This window comes from Dyella sp. GSA-30, assembly GCF_027924605.1.
Lineage (GTDB): Bacteria > Pseudomonadota > Gammaproteobacteria > Xanthomonadales > Rhodanobacteraceae > GSA-30.
Genome location: NZ_AP027042.1, coordinates 1,864,612 through 1,882,069 on the forward strand (window position 1 = coordinate 1,864,612; position 17,458 = coordinate 1,882,069).

13 protein-coding genes are annotated in these 17,458 nt (G+C 59.2%); 4 read left to right on the plus strand and 9 right to left on the minus strand.

Annotation, left to right across the window (positions count from 1 at the left end):
* Window positions 1–33: 33 nt before the first annotated feature.
* Window positions 34–1,377: a phosphohexomutase domain-containing protein gene (locus QMG46_RS08300; protein ID WP_281852029.1), complete on the plus strand. Its 1,344-nt coding sequence runs from the start codon at window positions 34–36 to the stop codon at window positions 1,375–1,377.
* 31 nt (window positions 1,378–1,408) lie between these two features.
* Here QMG46_RS08300 and QMG46_RS08305 read toward each other — a convergent pair whose 3' ends face one another.
* From QMG46_RS08305 to rfbB, 5 genes are read right to left on the minus strand one after another with little or no spacing between them, the layout of a single operon-like run.
* Window positions 1,409–2,821 (minus strand): mannose-1-phosphate guanylyltransferase/mannose-6-phosphate isomerase, encoded by a 1,413-nt coding sequence (locus tag QMG46_RS08305; RefSeq protein ID WP_281852030.1) that lies wholly within the window; start codon window positions 2,819–2,821, stop codon window positions 1,409–1,411.
* Window positions 2,822–2,827: 6 nt separating this feature from the next.
* Window positions 2,828–3,763, minus strand: coding sequence for a dTDP-4-dehydrorhamnose reductase (gene rfbD, locus QMG46_RS08310; RefSeq protein WP_281852031.1), 936 nt, complete (start codon window positions 3,761–3,763; stop codon window positions 2,828–2,830).
* Window positions 3,760–4,317 carry a dTDP-4-dehydrorhamnose 3,5-epimerase gene (rfbC, locus tag QMG46_RS08315; protein WP_281852032.1) on the minus strand — a complete coding sequence of 186 codons (558 nt, stop codon included), beginning with the start codon at window positions 4,315–4,317 and terminating at the stop codon, window positions 3,760–3,762. The genes rfbD and rfbC overlap by 4 nt, the downstream gene beginning before the upstream one ends.
* Window positions 4,314–5,201 (minus strand): glucose-1-phosphate thymidylyltransferase RfbA, encoded by an 888-nt coding sequence (gene rfbA / locus QMG46_RS08320; RefSeq protein WP_281852033.1) that lies wholly within the window; start codon window positions 5,199–5,201, stop codon window positions 4,314–4,316. The genes rfbC and rfbA overlap by 4 nt, the downstream gene beginning before the upstream one ends.
* Window positions 5,198–6,268: a dTDP-glucose 4,6-dehydratase gene (gene rfbB, locus QMG46_RS08325; RefSeq protein ID WP_281852034.1), complete on the minus strand. Its 1,071-nt coding sequence runs from the start codon at window positions 6,266–6,268 to the stop codon at window positions 5,198–5,200. Before rfbB ends, rfbA begins: the two co-directional genes overlap by 4 nt.
* Window positions 6,269–6,494: 226 nt before the next feature.
* Between rfbB and QMG46_RS08330 the strand changes: the two genes are divergently transcribed.
* The 3 genes from QMG46_RS08330 to QMG46_RS08340 are packed head-to-tail and all read left to right on the plus strand — an operon-like array spanning window position 6,495 to window position 9,563.
* Window positions 6,495–7,673 carry a trans-sulfuration enzyme family protein gene (locus QMG46_RS08330; protein ID WP_281852035.1) on the plus strand — a complete coding sequence of 393 codons (1,179 nt, stop codon included), beginning with the start codon at window positions 6,495–6,497 and terminating at the stop codon, window positions 7,671–7,673.
* Complete coding sequence (locus QMG46_RS08335) at window positions 7,666–8,589, plus strand: GDP-mannose 4,6-dehydratase (RefSeq protein WP_281852037.1); 924 nt, start codon at window positions 7,666–7,668, stop codon at window positions 8,587–8,589. The genes QMG46_RS08330 and QMG46_RS08335 overlap by 8 nt, the downstream gene beginning before the upstream one ends.
* A complete protein-coding gene (locus QMG46_RS08340) occupies window positions 8,586–9,563 on the plus strand; it encodes a GDP-mannose 4,6-dehydratase (RefSeq protein ID WP_281852038.1) in 978 nt (325 codons plus the stop codon). Before QMG46_RS08335 ends, QMG46_RS08340 begins: the two co-directional genes overlap by 4 nt.
* 53 nt (window positions 9,564–9,616) lie before the next feature.
* Here QMG46_RS08340 and QMG46_RS08345 read toward each other — a convergent pair whose 3' ends face one another.
* From QMG46_RS08345 to QMG46_RS08360, 4 genes are read right to left on the minus strand one after another with little or no spacing between them, the layout of a single operon-like run.
* Entirely contained in the window at window positions 9,617–10,744 is a 1,128-nt protein-coding gene (locus QMG46_RS08345) for a glycosyltransferase family 4 protein (RefSeq protein WP_281852039.1), read from the minus strand.
* A gap of 7 nt (window positions 10,745–10,751) precedes the next feature.
* Window positions 10,752–15,068 carry a glycoside hydrolase family 99-like domain-containing protein gene (locus QMG46_RS08350; protein ID WP_281852040.1) on the minus strand — a complete coding sequence of 1,439 codons (4,317 nt, stop codon included), beginning with the start codon at window positions 15,066–15,068 and terminating at the stop codon, window positions 10,752–10,754.
* Window positions 15,065–16,432 (minus strand): ABC transporter ATP-binding protein, encoded by a 1,368-nt coding sequence (locus tag QMG46_RS08355; RefSeq protein ID WP_281852041.1) that lies wholly within the window; start codon window positions 16,430–16,432, stop codon window positions 15,065–15,067. The genes QMG46_RS08350 and QMG46_RS08355 overlap by 4 nt, the downstream gene beginning before the upstream one ends.
* Window positions 16,422–17,261 (minus strand): ABC transporter permease, encoded by an 840-nt coding sequence (locus tag QMG46_RS08360; protein WP_281852042.1) that lies wholly within the window; start codon window positions 17,259–17,261, stop codon window positions 16,422–16,424. Before QMG46_RS08360 ends, QMG46_RS08355 begins: the two co-directional genes overlap by 11 nt.
* Window positions 17,262–17,458 lie beyond the last annotated feature (197 nt).

Below are 17,458 nucleotides of genomic sequence, written 5' to 3' on the forward strand. Positions count from 1 at the left end.
GAATGAGTGGCCCGAACAAAGAGATACGCTTCGATGAAGTGTTTCAAAGCCTATGACATCCGCGGCCGAGTCCCCGACGAATTGAACGAAGATATCGCCTATCGATTGGGGCGCGCTTTCGCGCGCACGGTCGAACCGGGTCAGGTTGTGGTTGGATATGATATTCGTCGCGATAGTCCTTCGTTCGCTCAAGCGATTGCACGCGGCCTGAACGATGAAGGTCGAGATGTCATCGATATAGGTCTTTGCGGCACCGAGGAGTCGTATTTCCAGACGTTTCACCGTGACGCCGCTGGCGGAATCATGGTGACCGCGAGCCATAATCCGATCGACTACAACGGGATGAAGCTCGTACGCGAGGGCGCGCGGCCCATCAGTGGCGATACGGGATTACGCGATATCGAGCGCATGGTGGAAGAAAACGCCTTCGAAACCTCCCAAGCGGCACGTGGAAAGATCATTCGAGATCACGACAAGACGGCATATGTGAACCACTTGCTGGGTTATATCGATACCTCCGCGCTGCGGCCGCTCAAGATCGTGGCCAACGCGGGTAACGGTGGCGCGGGTGCGGTGATCGATCTGCTCTCCGATCACCTGCCGTTTGAGTTCATACGCGTGAATCACGAGCCGGACGGCAGCTTCCCCAACGGTATTCCCAACCCACTGTTACCAGAAAACCGTGACGCTACTGCACAGGCTGTTATCGCGCATGGGGCTGATTTCGGCATCGCCTGGGACGGCGATTTCGATCGGTGCTTCCTTTTTGATGCACGGGGAAATTTTATCGAGGGCTATTACATCGTGGGTCTGCTTGCCGCCCAATTGCTGGAGAAGCACGCGGGAGAAAAGATCATTCATGATCCCCGATTGACGTGGAATACCATCGACATGGTCGCGGCTGCCGGCGGTGTACCCATCGAAAGCAAGACCGGCCATGCATTCATCAAGGAACGGATGCGCCTGGAAGATGCCGTCTATGGCGGTGAGATGAGCGCACATCACTATTTTCGCGAGTTCGCCTATTGCGACTCGGGGATGATCCCGTGGTTGCTGATCGCGGAGCGTCTATCGAAAACCAGAGTAAGCCTGGAGGATATGTTGGCCGAGCGCATGGCGGCCTATCCATGTAGCGGGGAAATCAATTTCGTCGTCGAGGATGCCGGTGCGACGGTGGCGCGCGTACTCGATTTCTATGGCAAAGAACATCCGCGTGTGGATCGTGTCGATGGCCTTAGCTTGACGTTTGCAAACTGGCGCTTCAATCTTCGGGCTTCCAATACGGAGCCGTTGCTTCGTCTGAATGTCGAATCTCGTGGCGATGAATCGCTCATGCGTGAGAGAACCGCGGAACTGTCCCGGTTGATCAAGGAATAAAAAAAAGGAGCCGCAAGGCTCCTTTTTTCCATCAGGCTCTGCCGTATACGTCATCGAATCGAACGATGTCGTCCTCACCCAAATAGCTGCCGGACTGCACCTCGATCAACTCCACCGGAACCTTGCCTGGATTTCGCAGGCGGTGCTTGCTGCCCAGAGGCAGGTAAGTGCTCTGATTCTCGGCGAGCAAGAACACTTTGTCATCGCAGGTGACTTCCGCAACGCCCTTCACTACGATCCAGTGCTCTGCACGGTGATGATGCATTTGCAGGCTGAGTGCCGCGCCGGACTTTACGACGATACGCTTCACCTGGAATCGGTCGCCGTTCTCCAGTGAATCGTAACTGCCCCAGGGGCGTCGTACGACGCGGTGAAGATCGTGCTCTGTCCGACCCGCAGATTTCAACGCATCGACGATTTTCTTGACGTCTTGTGATGCATCGCGTCGTGCTACAAGCGTGGCATCGGGCGTGGTAACGACGACGACATTGTCCAACCCGATGGTGGCGACGAGATGGCGAGGATGCGAGCGGACCAGCGAGTTGCTGGTGTCCAGCGCAATAATGTCGCCTTCAAGGCGATTACCGTGATGGTCTTTGTCCGCGGCCAGCCACAGCGCATCCCACGACCCGATGTCGCTCCAACCGCAGCTGACAGGGACGACCGCGGCGCGCGTTGTGCGCTCCATCACCGCATAGTCGATGGAATTGGAGGGCGACTCGCTGAAAGATGCCGCATCGAGCCGAATGAAATCGAGGTCCGCATTCGCCTTGTCATAGGCTTTTTGTGCGGCAGCCAACATCTCTGGTGCGTACTGACCGAGTTCTTCGAGGAAGCGGCGTGCGTGGAACAGGAACATGCCGGAATTCCAATCGAATTCGCCGCTTTCCACGTAGCTTTGGGCGACATCGGCGTTCGGCTTTTCGACGAATCGGCGAACCTGAAAGGTATCTTGACGAAGCGTCTCGCCTCGTTGGATGTAGCCAAAGCCCGTCTCAGGGCGATCCGGTCGTATGCCGAAGGTGACCAGCCAGCCGTCCTCGGCCAGCGGGCGGGCACGGCTGACGGCTTCTGCGAACAGATTATCGTCGCCGATAAGATGATCGGCCGGGAGCACAAGCAGGGTCGCATCGGGATCGCGCGACATGGCTTGCATCGCGCCGACGGCGATCGCCGGGGCGGTGTTGCGGGCTATGGGCTCGAGCAGGATGCTGGCACCTTCAACGCGAAGCTCCTGGAGTTGTTCGGCTACCAGGAACCGATGTTCGTCGGCGGCTACCACAATAGGCGCGGATGCATCGGGCAACTGCTGCGCGCGTGTCACCGTCTGCTGGAAAAGCGTTTGATCCGACGATAGCGCGAGGAACTGCTTGGGTAGATTCTTACGGGAAATAGGCCACAACCGCGTGCCGCTGCCGCCGCTTAGAATGAGTGGAATGAGCATGGTGCGTCAGTCCTGTGTATATGTGAGTGCTTTGAGTGTGCGATCCAGACCGACCTGCCAATCAGGCAAGGGAAAATCGAATGTGCGTGAGAAGCGAGTATTGTCGAGGACGGAGTACGCCGGACGCCGCGCTGGCGTAGGGAATGCCTCGGTGGGTATGGCATGGACGACAGGAGTACGCTGGATCAGCCTATGCTGCACGCCACCCGCCATGATTGCCGTGGCAAACCCATGCCAGGATGTTGAGCCGCTGGCGGTCAGGTGATAAGTGCCTTCGAGAGACGTGCGGCGGGCTGCATCGGCATCGAGCCATGTACGCAGCGCGACGAGTGTGCCCCGGACAATCAATGTGGTATCGGTTGGACTGCCCCACTGGTCGGATACGACGCGCAACTGGTCGCGTTCGGTGCCGAGCCTGAGCATGGTGCGGAGAAAGTTGTGCCCGATCGGGGCGTAGACCCATGCCGTACGGAAGATGAAATGATGTGCGCCACTGCTCCGTAAAGCGACCTCTCCAGCCAGTTTGCTGCGGCCATAGGCGCCCGATGGCCCTGTAGCTGCGTCTTCGACGTAGGGTTCGGTCGCGTCGCCGGCAAAGACGTAGTCGGTGGAGTAGTGGATGACCAGCGCACCGTTCGCAGCGGCCCAATGGGCGAGGACTTCGACGGCATCGCCGTTGATGTTCTGTGCGAGTGGCTCTTCCTGCTCTGCGCGATCTACCGCTGTATAAGCCGCCGTATTTACGATAACTGCGGGGTGTTCGCGTTCGAGCAGGCCGATCAGGCTGTCGCGGTCGCCCAGGTCAGCGGCAATGCCGGCTTGCCCGTTGGCCATAACGCCATCTCGCGATGCCGGCACGAGGTTACCGATAGCCGCCAGTCCACCATCGGCGAGAAAGCTCTGGCCGAGTTGGCCGTTGGCGCCAAGGAGCAGAATCTTCACGGTTCGAACTCGGGCAGGCGTTCGGCTGCGACATCACAGAGCAGCGGCGCGCGCGCATCCTTGTCCGAAAGCAGCGGCTCGCTGATCGGCCAATCAATACCGATGGCCGGGTCGTTCCAACTCACGCCGCCATCGGTTTCCGGATGATAAAGATCCGTGCATTGGTAAGTGAAGGTGGCGCGCTCGGACACGACGCAGAAGCCATGGGCGAAACCTTCGGGAATCCAGAAATGCCGGTGGTTTTGCCCGGTAAGCATGACGGCAGTCCATTGGCCGAATGTCGGCGAACCGCGGCGGATGTCCACCGCGACGTCGTAAACCTCACCCTCAAGGACGCTGACAAGCTTGCCCTGTGGATGGGGCCACTGGTAATGCAGTCCACGCAGGACACCGCGCGAAGAGCGCGATACGTTGGATTGGACGAATCGTCGATCGATACCTGCTTCGCGAAACTTGCCCTCGTTGTAGCTCTCGTAAAAAAAACCGCGCGTATCGCCAAAGACCTGCGGTTCGATCACCATGCATCCAGGCAAGGAGGTTTTGATGAACTTCATCCGACGTAGCCCTGCTTGATCAGAGTTTGCAGATACTGGCCGTAGCCGGTCTTGGCAAGCGGTTTGGCGAGTTTAAGGAGCTGCTCGGCATCGATCCACTTGTTGATGTAGGCAATTTCTTCCGGGCAACATACTTTCAGGCCCTGGCGGTTTTCGATCGTCTGGATGTATTCGCCCGCTTCCATAAGCGAATCATGTGTGCCCGTGTCCAACCAGGCATAGCCGCGACCCAACTGCTCCAGATGCAGGGAGCCATCGTCGAGGTAGCAGCGGTTCAAGTCGGTGATTTCGAGCTCTCCGCGCGGAGAAGGGCGCAGGCCGGCGGCGAAATCGGTGGCGCGGTTGTCATAGAAGTACAGGCCGGTGACCGCATAGTTGGACTTGGGCTGCGCAGGCTTCTCTTCGAGGCCGATGACTTTGCCCTGTGCATCGAATTCAGCCACACCGTAGCGTTCGGGATCGCGGACCCAGTAGCCGAATACAGTCGCGCCGAAATCGCGGGCGGCCGCTCGTTTCATCCGTTCGGTCAAGCCAACCCCGTAGAAGATGTTGTCGCCCAGAACGAGGCAGCTGTTGTCTTCCTTGATGAAGTCCTTGCCAATCAGAAAAGCCTGAGCAAGGCCGTCGGGTGATGGCTGGACCGCATATTGGATATTCAAACCCCATTGGCTGCCATCGCCCAGCAAACGCTCGAAGAGCACCTGTTCGTGCGGCGTATTGATCACCAGGATGTCGCGGATGCCAGCGAGCATCAGCGTGGCAAGCGGGTAGTAGACCATCGGCTTGTCGTACACCGGCAGCAACTGCTTGCTGATGGCCTGCGTGATCGGATAGAGGCGCGTCCCCGATCCGCCGGCAAGGATGATTCCCTTGGTCTTCTTCATGCGCCTAGTCGCTCCATCCGGTAGCTGCCATCCAGGACGCGCGCGACCCATGTCTGGTTATCGAGATACCAGCGCACCGTGTCGGCAATGCCCGATTCGAAGCTATGGGCAGGGGTCCAGCCGAGTTCGCGCTTCAACTTGTTTGCGTCGATGGCGTAACGGCGGTCGTGGCCAGGCCGGTCGCGTACGTAGGTCACCAGAGAGCGGCGGTCCGCCCCTGAAGGCAGACGCTGTTCACGGTCAAGCAGGTCGCAGATCGTATGCACGACGTCGATGTTCTGACGTTCGGCGTTGCCACCGACATTGTAGGTTTCGCCAACCACGCCCTTCTCAAGGACGCGGCGAATGGCGGCGCAATGATCGAGGACAAAGAGCCAGTCGCGAATATTCTTCCCATCGCCGTAGACCGGCAGCGGTTCGCCGGCCAGCGCCTTCTGGATGACCAACGGGATCAGCTTCTCGGGAAATTGGTACGGGCCGTAATTGTTCGAGCAGTTCGTTGTCAGCGTCGGCAAGCCATAGGTATGGTGGAACGCGCGGACCAAATGATCGGACGAAGCCTTGGAGGCGGAGTACGGTGAATTGGGGGCGTAAGGCGTGGTCTCGGTGAAATAGCCCTCGGCTCCAAGCGATCCGTAGACCTCGTCGGTGGATACATGCAGAAAGCGGAAGGCCGCGCGTGCCGTTTCGTCGAGTTCGTGCCAGTAGCCCCGCGTTGCTTCGAGTAAACCGAGGGTGCCCACGACGTTGGTATGGATGAAGTCGGCAGGGGAATCGATCGAGCGGTCGACGTGGGATTCCGCCGCGAAATTCAGGATCGCCGTTGGGCGATGTTCGGCAAGGACCCGCGCCAACAACTCGCGGTCGCCGATGTCGCCTTTGACAAAGATGTGGCGCTCGTTGCCGCTCAGCTTGCTGAGCGTGTCCGGGTTGCCGGCATAGGTCAGCTTGTCGAGGTTGATGACCTTCAGGCCATCGGCTACCGCCTGTAGGACGAAATTGGCGCCAATAAAGCCGGCGCCGCCGGTGACGAGCAGGGTCTGGTGACGCGAATTCGAATGGGTCATCTTGGTGTAGACGCTCGCTGTTGGGGGCAGGGGGCACAGGTGCGGAATAATGCCTTGTCTGGCCCGGTCCCACCAACCTGAACATGAACGGTTGGGAAACTTCAGAGGCCCGGCCGGCCGGCGTTCGGGGGCTGGCCTGGAGGAGCGGAGAGCGAGCATCAGGCGATGCGGTAAGATGAATGTCTTTTGATGCCCGGTCATTGCGATCTGGAAGCATGGAATCGACATGAGCAAAGCAAACGAGCCAACTAACCCGGCCTGGGGCATGGGCACCCGTGCGATCCACGCCGGCCAGTCCCCGGATCCGTCGACCGGGGCCATCATGCCCCCGATTTACGCTACCTCCACGTATGTCCAAAGCAGCCCAGGCGTTCACCAGGGATACGAGTATTCCCGCTCGCAAAACCCTACGCGGATGGCTTACGAGCGTTGTATAGCCGACCTTGAAGGCGGTGTAGCCGGATTCGCCTACGCATCGGGCCTTGCCGCCGCGGCTTGCACCCTCGACATGCTTGAGAGCGGCAGCCACGTCATCGCCATGGATGACCTCTACGGTGGTAGCTATCGCCTTTTCGAGCGAGTGCGCCGCCACTCGGCCGGTCTCGATTTCACATTTCTCGACCTCAACGATGAGGCCGCCATGTCGGCTGCGTTGCGTCCGACGACGCGAATGGTCTGGGTCGAGACGCCGACGAATCCGCTATTGAAGCTGGTCGACCTGCAAAAAATCGGGGCTTTCTGTCGCCAGCATGGCCTGATCATGGTCGTGGACAACACCTTCTGTACCCCGATGGTTCAGCGTCCGATTGAGTTTGGCGCCAACATCGTGCTGCACTCCGCAACCAAATACCTTAATGGCCACTCGGACATCGTAGGTGGCGTACTGGTCGCGGCTGACCAAGGCACGGCCGAGCGCCTGGCTTTCTTGCAGAACTCGACAGGTGCCGTGCAGGGCCCATTCGACAGCTTTCTTGCGTTGCGTGGCCTGAAGACCTTGCATCTGCGCATGCGGGCGCACCTCGAAGGTGCAGCTACGCTTGCCGCTTGGCTCGCGACCCATCCGGCGATCGAGAAGGTGGTCTATCCGGGTCTGGCATCGCATCCACAGCACGATCTCGCCAAGCGGCAAATGCATGGCTTCGGCGGGATGATTTCGATTTACCTGCGCGGTGGCGCGCAAGCGGCCACGCACTTCTGCGAGCGTACCGAACTGTTCGCGCTTGCCGAATCCTTGGGGGGGGTGGAAAGCCTGGTCAACCACCCCGCCATCATGACGCATGCCTCGATTCCAGCAGATATTCGTAGCCGCCTGGGCATTACGGATAACCTGGTTCGCCTGAGCGTAGGCGTCGAGGACGTCGAAGACCTTCGTCGCGAACTCGATGGAGTTCTGAGCAGTGTCTGAGGGCACGGCGCGTCGACGCCTGCTTTTGACGGGGGCCGGAGGATTTGTCGGCGCCACGATTCTGGATGCGGCGACGCGAGGTGGGTTTGCCGGGTGGGACATTGTTGCGGCACCCACAGGCATGGACATTCGTGACGAAAGCACGGTCCGTGACTGGGTGGCGTCCGTAAAGCCGGATGCAGCTTTGCATCTGGCGGCTCAGAGCTTCGTCCCTCGTTCGTTCGAGGCGCCGTGGGAGACCTTCGAGATCAATCTCGGCGGTACGCTCAATTTGCTGCAGGCGCTGCGCTTCTCCAAATTTGCCGGGCGTGTCGTGTACGTGAGTTCCGGCGACGTCTATGGTCTGGTTCCCGACGGGGAGCTACCCGTGGATGAGCACCGTTTGCCGGAGCCTCGAAACCCGTACTCGGTATCCAAGGTGGCGGCCGAGCAGTTGGTGCTGATGTGGCATCGAACCTACGGTATGGATGCGATGGTGGCCAGGCCGTTCAATCATATAGGTCCTGGGCAGGCCGTACATTTCGCGGTTCCCTCGTTCGCATCCCAGGTGGTGGCGGTCGAGCGCGGTGCCGATCCGGTGATCCGGACTGGCGACATCGACACTACTCGCGATTTCACCGATGTCCGTGATGTCGTGGCTGCCTATGAGGCGCTGCTGGACAAGGGCGTTGCAGGCTGCACATATGTCATCGGTAGCGGGCATGAGTATCGGATGCGTACGCTTATCGAAATGATGTGCGAACTGGCAGGCGTCAAGGTGACCCTGGAGCAGGACCCGACAAGGATGCGGCTCGCTGAACAGCGACGCATGGTGGCCAATGCCGCATTGCTGCACGAACACACTGGATGGGAACCCCGTATTCCCATCAAGAAAACTTTGAATGATGTACTTCTTGATGCGAGAGGCCGAGCATGAGCAATACCACCCGATCCGCGCTGATTACCGGAATTACCGGTCAGGATGGCGCATACCTTGCGCGGTTGCTGCTCGGCAAAGGTTATGAAGTCTACGGCCTGGCTCCGCGCCGAAGCACCGATACATCGTGGCGTCTGCGTGAACTGGGAATCCTCGATGGCGTCCACATGATCGATGGCGACCTGGCCGATCTTTCGTCGCTGATTCGTGCGATGGAGACGTCGCGGGCCGATGAGGTCTATAACCTGGGTGCGCAAAGCTTCGTGGGTACATCGTGGCAGCAGCCACTGCTCACAGCCGATGTCGATGGCACCGGTGCGATACGCATGCTCGAGGCGGTGCGCATCGTCAATCGCGAGGCGCATTACTACCAGGCATCGACGAGCGAGATGTTCGGCTTGATCCAGGCCGATCGCCAGGACGAGAATACGCCGTTCTATCCGCGCAGCCCCTACGGTGTGGCCAAGGTCATGGCTCATTGGGCCACGGTCAACTACCGCGAAAGTCATGGGATGCACGCATCCAGCGGGATTCTGTTCAACCATGAATCGCCGTTGCGCGGCATTGAGTTCGTCACGCGCAAAGTGACGCATGCGGTGGCATCGATCAAGCTGGGCAAGCAGAAGGAGCTCCGCCTTGGCAACATCGACAGCAAACGTGACTGGGGTTTCGCGGGTGATTACGTCGAAGCGATGTGGCTGATGACGCAGCAGCCATCCCCTGACGATTACGTTGTGGCTACGGGCATCACCGTCAGCGTTCGCGATATGTGCAAACTGGCTTTCGCGCATGTCGGTCTGAACTACGAGGACTATCTCGTGATCGATCCGAAGTTCATGCGTCCCGCTGAAGTGGATGTATTGCTCGGTAACCCCGCCAAGGCCAAGGCCAAGCTCGGTTGGACGCCACACACGCCTATCGAGGAACTCGTCGCGATGATGGTCGACGCCGACCTGCGCCGCCTGTCGGCTTGACGCGAAACTCCTCCCGCAGAGGCCGCCGGCGATAACTCGCCGGCGGCCCTTTTTTATCGGCTAGCGATAAATTGCCGGATATCATCGAATCGGCGGCGATAGGACATGCCGACGTGCCTGTATCCGACGGTGCCGCGTACCATGCGGCCAGCGCGCTTACCGATGGCGCGCCCTTCGGCCGGATCGTCAACCAGCCTGATCATGTGCTGCGCGGCCTGTTCGACATCGGCATCCGCCCATACCTGACCATCGTGCTTTGGATACTCGCCGTCCTGCACGGGGATCAGCTGGAAATCCACCAGGAGCGCTGACTGTGCATCCATGAAGTCCATGTTGCCCGAGTAAGCGGTGGCGATGAGCGGCTTCTCCAGGTACATGGCTTCCGCAAGCCCGCGGCCGAAGCCTTCGGAGCGATGAAGCGAGACAAAGCTGTCGCAGACCCGGATCAGGTTCTTGACTTCGTTGTCGGTGATTGTCCGGTCTATCAGGATGACCCGGTCATGGAACATGGCTACTTCATTGCGCAGGCGCGCCATGCTTTCCGGGTCGCGATCGCTGCCGTTCACTTTCACCACGAGCGCGCAATCGGCGGTTGGGCGTGCTGCCATCAGGCGCCGAAAAGCGGTCACGACCGCTTGCGGGTTCTTGCGCGTGGCGTATGAGCGAAAGTCGAAGAAGAACAGGAAGGTATAAGCGCTCTCGGGAATGCCGAAGTAGCGTCGCGACAGTAGCGAGCTAAGGTCTACTTCACAGCTGACAGGCATGTGATGCAGTGGCTTGGACAGGCGCCCTTCGAGGGAATCGGCGATGAACTGCGACGGCGCCCACACTTCGTCGAAGCGCTCGAGGTGGGGGATCCACTCGTTGGGAAATTTCGACAGCTCCCAATTCGGGTACAGGATGTTGTATCCGCGCGACAGGTCCGCCGAGCTCATGGTCGCCAAGGAGCCATCTACCTCATCGGCATTGAGATGGAACACGTTTATATGGCCCAGGCGCTTGGTCATGGCAGGACCGAACTCGCGTGCAGCGTCTTCCTCGGGCTGATTCAAGCCGTAGACGTCAAGCAAACCCGGTCGAAGCGCAACGGAGCGAAGCGCGCGATAAGAGCAGCGAAGGCTTTCGCCGCATCCTATGGCTGCGTATGGGTGCCCGACGAGGACAATTTCTTGGGTATCCATATGTCGCTCAGCCTAGTGAATATTTGTCTTTGCGCGAAAGATAATCCGCGTCCAGTGCATTGCGATGCGCCTCGAGGAACGTATGGCCAAAGCGTCGGTCCGGTTCGAGATAGGCGCCTTCGGCCCATTCGTTCCAGGCATTGATGAAGACCAGACGCTCATCGCCACTGAACTGCTGCTTGGTTCGCGTGACCGTGGCCTCCATCCATGCCTGAAAGGCACCAGGAGACGCGTTGCTAAAGCTAAAGCTGTTGTCCTGCCTGCGCGCGGTGTTGTCCCAGCCCGGCATGACGCCCATAAAGCGCTTGTAGGCAGGTAATTCGCGAGTGGCGTAGCGCACGGCGATATCGCGATAGTCGGCCACCGTTCCCTTGAAATCCGGGTTCAGCAGGGGCGAGTTCACCGTGATGGGGTTCGCCATGCCCTGGGGCGGGAATTCCACCGCGGCGTCGCAGCCCATGTCCTGCGGGTTGTGCCCGGCAGCGACGAGCTCGAACGATTCCACCTGGGTTATATAGATCTCGCCGATGCCTGCACGACGGCATTCCTCGCGCCAGATACGCGCGGTGCGCGCAAAGTCGGGGAACAGTGTGATGCGGTACACGAGGATCAGGGGCTTGCCGTTGATCTTGATGTAGTTGGGGCTGCGGAAATAACGCATGAGGTCGTGAATGACCGCAAGGTCGTCCTCGTCCGAGTGCTTCTGCGCCATGAGAATTTCGTTCTCCTGGCCATCCCAGCGGCGCGTCCAGTTTTCGTTCGCCCAGCAAAGGCAGAACGGAAAGTCCGGGCGTCCGGTTTCCAACATTTGTTCGATCGGTCGCTCCAGCAGGCGATGGCCGGCGAACCAGTAGTAGTAGTAGCAAAAGCCGCCGATACCATAGCGGCGTGCCAGCTCCGCCTGCTTCTCCATGACTTCCGAGAGGCGCAGGTCATAGTAGCCAAGGTCGGATGGCAGGCGCGGCTGATAGTGGCCGACGAAGTTGGGGCGCGCTTTGGAAACGTTCGTCCACTCGGTGAAGCCGGCTCCCCACCACGCGTTGTTTTCCGCAATGGGGTGAAACTGCGGCAGATAGAACGCAATGGTTCGTACTTCGTTCATGGCATCGAGCCGCTCGCGCCATTTATCCGTGAAGCGGTCGAGATTGCGGGTAACGCAACTGAACTTGTAGTCGCTCGGCATGGCGTCCGATGTCGTACTCAGTTGGTGGATCACTTCGGCTTCCGCGCAGTACACGATGCGACGACCTTCGTCGCGCAACCGCATGCAAAGATCGGAGTCCTCGCAATAGGCAGGCGCGAAGCCTTCATCGAAGCCTCCGAGTCGCTCGAAATCGGCACGGCGCAAGACGAGGCAGGCACCACTGCAATAATCGACATCACGAGAAAATGCATAGCGCGGCAGGTCGGCCTGATCGTTGAGCCCGAGCATTTCGGCCGATCCGTCACGATGGAGTCGGATGCCTGCCTCCTGGAGCCAGCCATTGGGATAGACGATTCGCGGGCCGACTGCGCCAATGCGCGGGTCGCTTTGGAGGGTTGCAATGAGTGCGTCCAGCCAGCCTTGCGTCACCTGAACATCGTTATTCAGCAGTACGAGAAACTCGCCGCGTGAGTGCTTCGCCGCTGTGTTGCAGTTGAGCAGAAAGCCCAGGTTCTTTGGTTGATTGAACACACGCAGGTTGGCAATGCCTCCCAGCACGTCGGCGCTTTCATCCGTCGACGCATCGTTGGCGATGAGTACCTCGAACGTCATACCGCCCTTGTCGGTAGCTGATGCGATTGAAGCGAGGCATTCGAGCGTAGTCGAAAGGTGGTTGTAGACAGGAACAAGAATCGTGACGCGCGGGGCCTCGACAGCTGGCAGCTGAATGTCGGCGGCGACCTTGCGCGGATCCATCTTGCTAAAATCCAGGCATGTCAGCTGCCTGGCCTGCCTGGTTTGGCGAATCTCGGCGAAGCCTGCTTCGATGCGTTGGTGCACGCCGGCGTAGTCCGTCCATTCGCGGATGCCGTCGGCCTGCCACAACGGGTTGGCGAGAGCGGCGTCGCCGGCCATGTACCGGCTTGTGCCATAGGGTGCGGCAAACGGAGCAAGGCCCTGCGAGGCGCGTCGTTCGGCATCCCAGCGTTGATATGCGCTCGTTTGGCGCAAAAGCGGGCCGCCTGCGCGGAACAGAACACCCTTCAAGGCGCGCTTTTGACGATGGCTGATGGGGGCTGCTTGATAGGCACGCCGTGCACTTGAGGCGAGGCGGCGGCGTAAACCTCCGCGCAAACGAACGGCTATCCGATTGATGCGACGTAGCGGCCCGGTAAGCCGCCAGCTCAAGGAATGCTTCATCAGCTCTACTTCGTTGCGATAGGCATCGGCTGCAGCGGAAAGTTCGCGGTTTTCCGTGCGCAGGACTTCGACGCGGCCCTGCAGACTCGAGCGTAGAGAAGTGGTCTCGTCCAGCATTGCTTCTAGCGTATGCGTCCGTTCGGCCAGGCCGTCGACGTCGCGTTGCGCGTGCGCATCTACATCTTCTTGCCGATCGCGTCGTTCGAAGGCGAGTGTCGCCGTTTCACGCATGACATTGGCGATGGCATCGGTGTGCTGTTGCAGCAGCAGCGAGACATTCGGCAACACGCCCAGGGCGTCTGTTCGGTAAGAGTCGTAAGGCAGATCGACATCCAGACAGCCCTGCACTTCGGCAACAAACGCCGCCTCAGTGTCCAGATAGTGCCTGATATTGGTCGACGTTACGATCAGCCCGGCACGACGCATGACGACGCGAATCAAGGTATCCGTATGCAGTAGCGAAGCGTCCTGCGGCATGCTTACGGCGGTGATCTGGCCGAGCGACAACTTTAGCGCACGAAATGCAAGGTAACCCACGGTAACCGGCGCGTGGAGTGACCATTCGAGATCGAAAAAATGCGTAGCATCGTCTTTTACGATGAGATTTCCCGGCATGGCATCGAACGACGCGCCAGGCATCAATGTTTCCGCGGTGATGGGTTCGTCTGTTTCAAGGAATACCCGAAGCGCCCCAAGCCAGGTCCTGAACCAGTGAGTTACCTCGTCGAGTGTCCAGCCGTCGCGGGTAACAATCCGGTCGAGCGCGTCCGCCCAGCGACGGCCTTCGACATAGGCTTCGCTCTCAATGACGTGACCAAGCAGTTGGGATGGATTCCTGCGATTCGGGCTCAGCGGATATCGCTCGACAGTGATGCCGTCGGCTTGCGCGCGAAAGCGTGCGCCCTTGATGAATGCCGCGTCGCGTTCCACCGCGAACTGTTCAGCCAAAACGTTCGGTGCGATGGTCGCGAAGGTGGGGGACGATTTGCTCTTGCGTGCCAGGATGAGGAACGAGTTGGCCATGTCAGCTAGCAGGCCATTGCGGCCTACTACTCCGAACGCACGGCTCATCGAGAAGAGCGTCCCTGATCGCAGTTGGCGGTCGGCACGCGCGGACTGCGCTCCTAACGTCGAAGCATCGAACCGGCTGTCACCTAGCCCGGCGGGAAGAACTACGTTCTGCGGTAGCTTATAGTCAGGAAAGGGCAGGGCAAATTCACTGCCGACGTAACCCGCTTGGCTGAGACGTTGTTCCAGCTCGGCCTTCCCGAACGTGGCCACGCTGTGGTCGGTATATTCGTCCTGGATGCCGACCATCGCTCGGCCGATGTGATCTTCCGGCATGCCCGCGAAATATTTCAGGCCCAACTGGTTCTCGATCGCGATGACGAGAACGCCATCGTCGGTAAGCAGGTTATACGCCCGCTTCAGGGTTTCCTGGATGGGATCGGCGCCGCCGGTGTACATGCGGGAGTATTCGAGCACTCCGATAAGCGTAACTACGTCAAAGCGTGCCGTGGGCTCGAATGCGTCGAAGCGCTCATGCACTACTTCGACGTCGGCAAGGTCCGCGCAACGCAGCGCTGCGATCGAAGCGCGCCGGGCGCTGCCTTCCAGGGCGACTACGCGAGCCCCAGCCTCGCCGAGATAGCGAGTGATAGCGCCGCAGCCCGCGCCGATTTCCAGCACATTTGCGCCATTGAGCATGGGGGCAAGAGGCCGAACGAGGTTAGCGCGAGCGGCGCTTAAGTGGTAGATCGACGGCCAGTCCGTCTGGTGTTTGCGAAGCTCCGGTGAATGAACGGAGCGATCGTCAGAGGATTCGATGGCCGTGGCGATACGTTGTTCGACTTCATCGCCGTCGGAGTACTGGAAAGGAGCGGACTCTTGAACTTCGCGTGCCCAGAGGCGATGTTCGGCGTGCATGGTGTAACCGGCATCGGCCAGGAGACGTCGTGCAAAGGTGGGCGAGGCGATCATTGGGGAAGCTCCTGGGCATCGATGCGAACGTCGAGCATGGTGAGACCGAAAAATCCTTTTCCATGGACATTAAGGTGGATGGAGTCGTAACGACGGTCGTGGGGAACGACCTCTTCGCCGTTGTGGCTCGCTACGCCGAGGGACAAGAAGTAGTCGCCCGGACCAAGCCGAGTTTCCAGATCGAAGACGACCCGCACCTGTGTGCCCTCTCGACCTATCCCGTTCGGTAGAACGGTTTGCGCCAATTCGGTATTCGTGCCGTATACGGTAACGCCATCTTTGGTCTTGATGGTCAGTCCGAAAATCGGGCGTTGCAGCGATCTGTTGAACTGGATGTTTATAGCCAGCCGCAGTGTGGTGCCGCTTTCGATACTGCTTGGCTCCTGGCCGTCAGGCGAAGTGAGTCTGAAATCGGTGATTTCCGCCGCTCTGTCGCCCCACCGATACTCGTATGGATTGTAGTTCGCGCGTTGTTCGAAGACGCCATCGACTGTTGCGTCGATCGCATCCTGAGTGCTGCTCAAGTCTTTGGACTCGCTCTGAGTCGTGGAGGAATCCTTCAAGGTGCGGGTCTTGCCGAACAGGAGATCCAGGTACGTATGGACCACGTCTTTCGGTATGCCATCCTGGTGAACGCGTCCATCATGAAGGAGGATCGCACGGTCGCAATGAGTGACGATCTGCTCGGTCGAATGCGACACGAAAAGAATCGAGGTGCCGTTCGACTTCAGTGTATGCAGGCGTGCAAAGCACTTCGACTGGAACTTCGCGTCGCCGACAGAGAGGGCTTCATCGACGATGAGGACATCGGGCTCTACCTGTGCCTGCACAGCGAACGCGAGTCTTACTACCATGCCACTCGAATACGTCTTGACCGGACGTTTGACGAAGTCGCCGATGTCGGCGAATGCGAGGATCGCGTCCATGCGTTGATCGATCTCGCTGGGCGTGAGGCCGAGAACGGTGGCATTCAGGCGGATATTTTCAAGGCCAGTGAAATCCGGATTGAAGCCCGAGCCGAGCTCAAGCAGAGCAGCGACCCTGCCAGCGACAGTGATCTCGCCCCTGGTAGGGGTCAGCGTCCCAGCGATCATCTGAAGCAAAGTCGACTTGCCCGATCCGTTGCGGCCGACAATGCCTACCGTCTCCCCACGGCGAAGTTCAAAACTCACATCGTGCAGGGCATGGAATTCGCGGAACCCTTTTCGCTCACGAAGTGAGCCGGCCAGCTGGCGCGCGCCGACCTTGTCCACAATGGCCGCTGCGCGAGGGTAGACGGATTGAAACAGACGATGGACGGGACTTTCGTAAATGCTGTACGACTTGCTGATGCCGCGTACGCTGATCGCGATCTCAGAGGACATCAGCAAAGCCCTTGCGCGTGCGTTGAAATAACCAATAGCCGAAACTTGCAAAGGCGAAAGCCGCCAGAGTAAACCATCCCAGAATATTCCATTGCGGCCAGTCGCCGAGTATCAGTACGCGACGTGATTGCGCGATGAGCATTGCCAGGGGGTTGATGTCGATGAAAAAACGAAAGCGCTCCGGCACGGCGCTTTCAGGATAGAACAGGGGCGAGAGGAACATCGTCATCATGACCAGGTGGCCGACGATCTGACCGATATCGCGCAGGTAAACGCCCAGTGCAGACAATATCCAGACCAAGCCAAGGCACATCAGCGATAACGGGGCGAAGACCACAGGTATCAGCAAGGCGGTCGCTGGCGGAAGCCCCTTCATGATGATATGGGCGCCTATGAGGACGATCAGGCTGATAGCGCTCTGGAAAAGAGCCGATCCAATGACGACGTAGCCTTGAATGTCCAACGGGAATACGATCTTTTTCACCAGATTCGGAGTGCCCGTGATCAGTCCGGGCGCGCGTGTAACCGTTTCTGAGAAAAAGCTGAATACGAGCATGCCTGCGAAAAGCATCAACGCGAATTCCGAGGGGTTGCTCGCGCCGCCCCATCGCATCTTGAACACCTGGCTGAAAACGAATGTATATATCGCCAGCATCAGCAGCGGGTTCAGTAGCGCCCAGACCATTCCCAGGACCGAGCCACGGTACTTGCTGGCGATATCACGACGAATCAACGAGAAAATAAGATCGCGATTTCGCCAGCCCTGGCCGAGCATAGCTCCAGGCGAGGCACGGTGGCGTGCGAGAGATGTGTAGGTCGAGATCGTCACATAGGTAGCTCACGGAGCCAGTCCCGAACGCGTTGGACGTCAGCGGGCGGATGGCGACCTTATATCTTATCGTTCCCTGGTGGGGGAACATAGCCGGTTGGGGCCGAAGGTAAAGCGCGCGTTAAGTGCGATGGCCAACGATTGTTGGCATTCTTAGCGTCGACACCGGATAATTTTACGTTTGGCAGCTTTTGGGA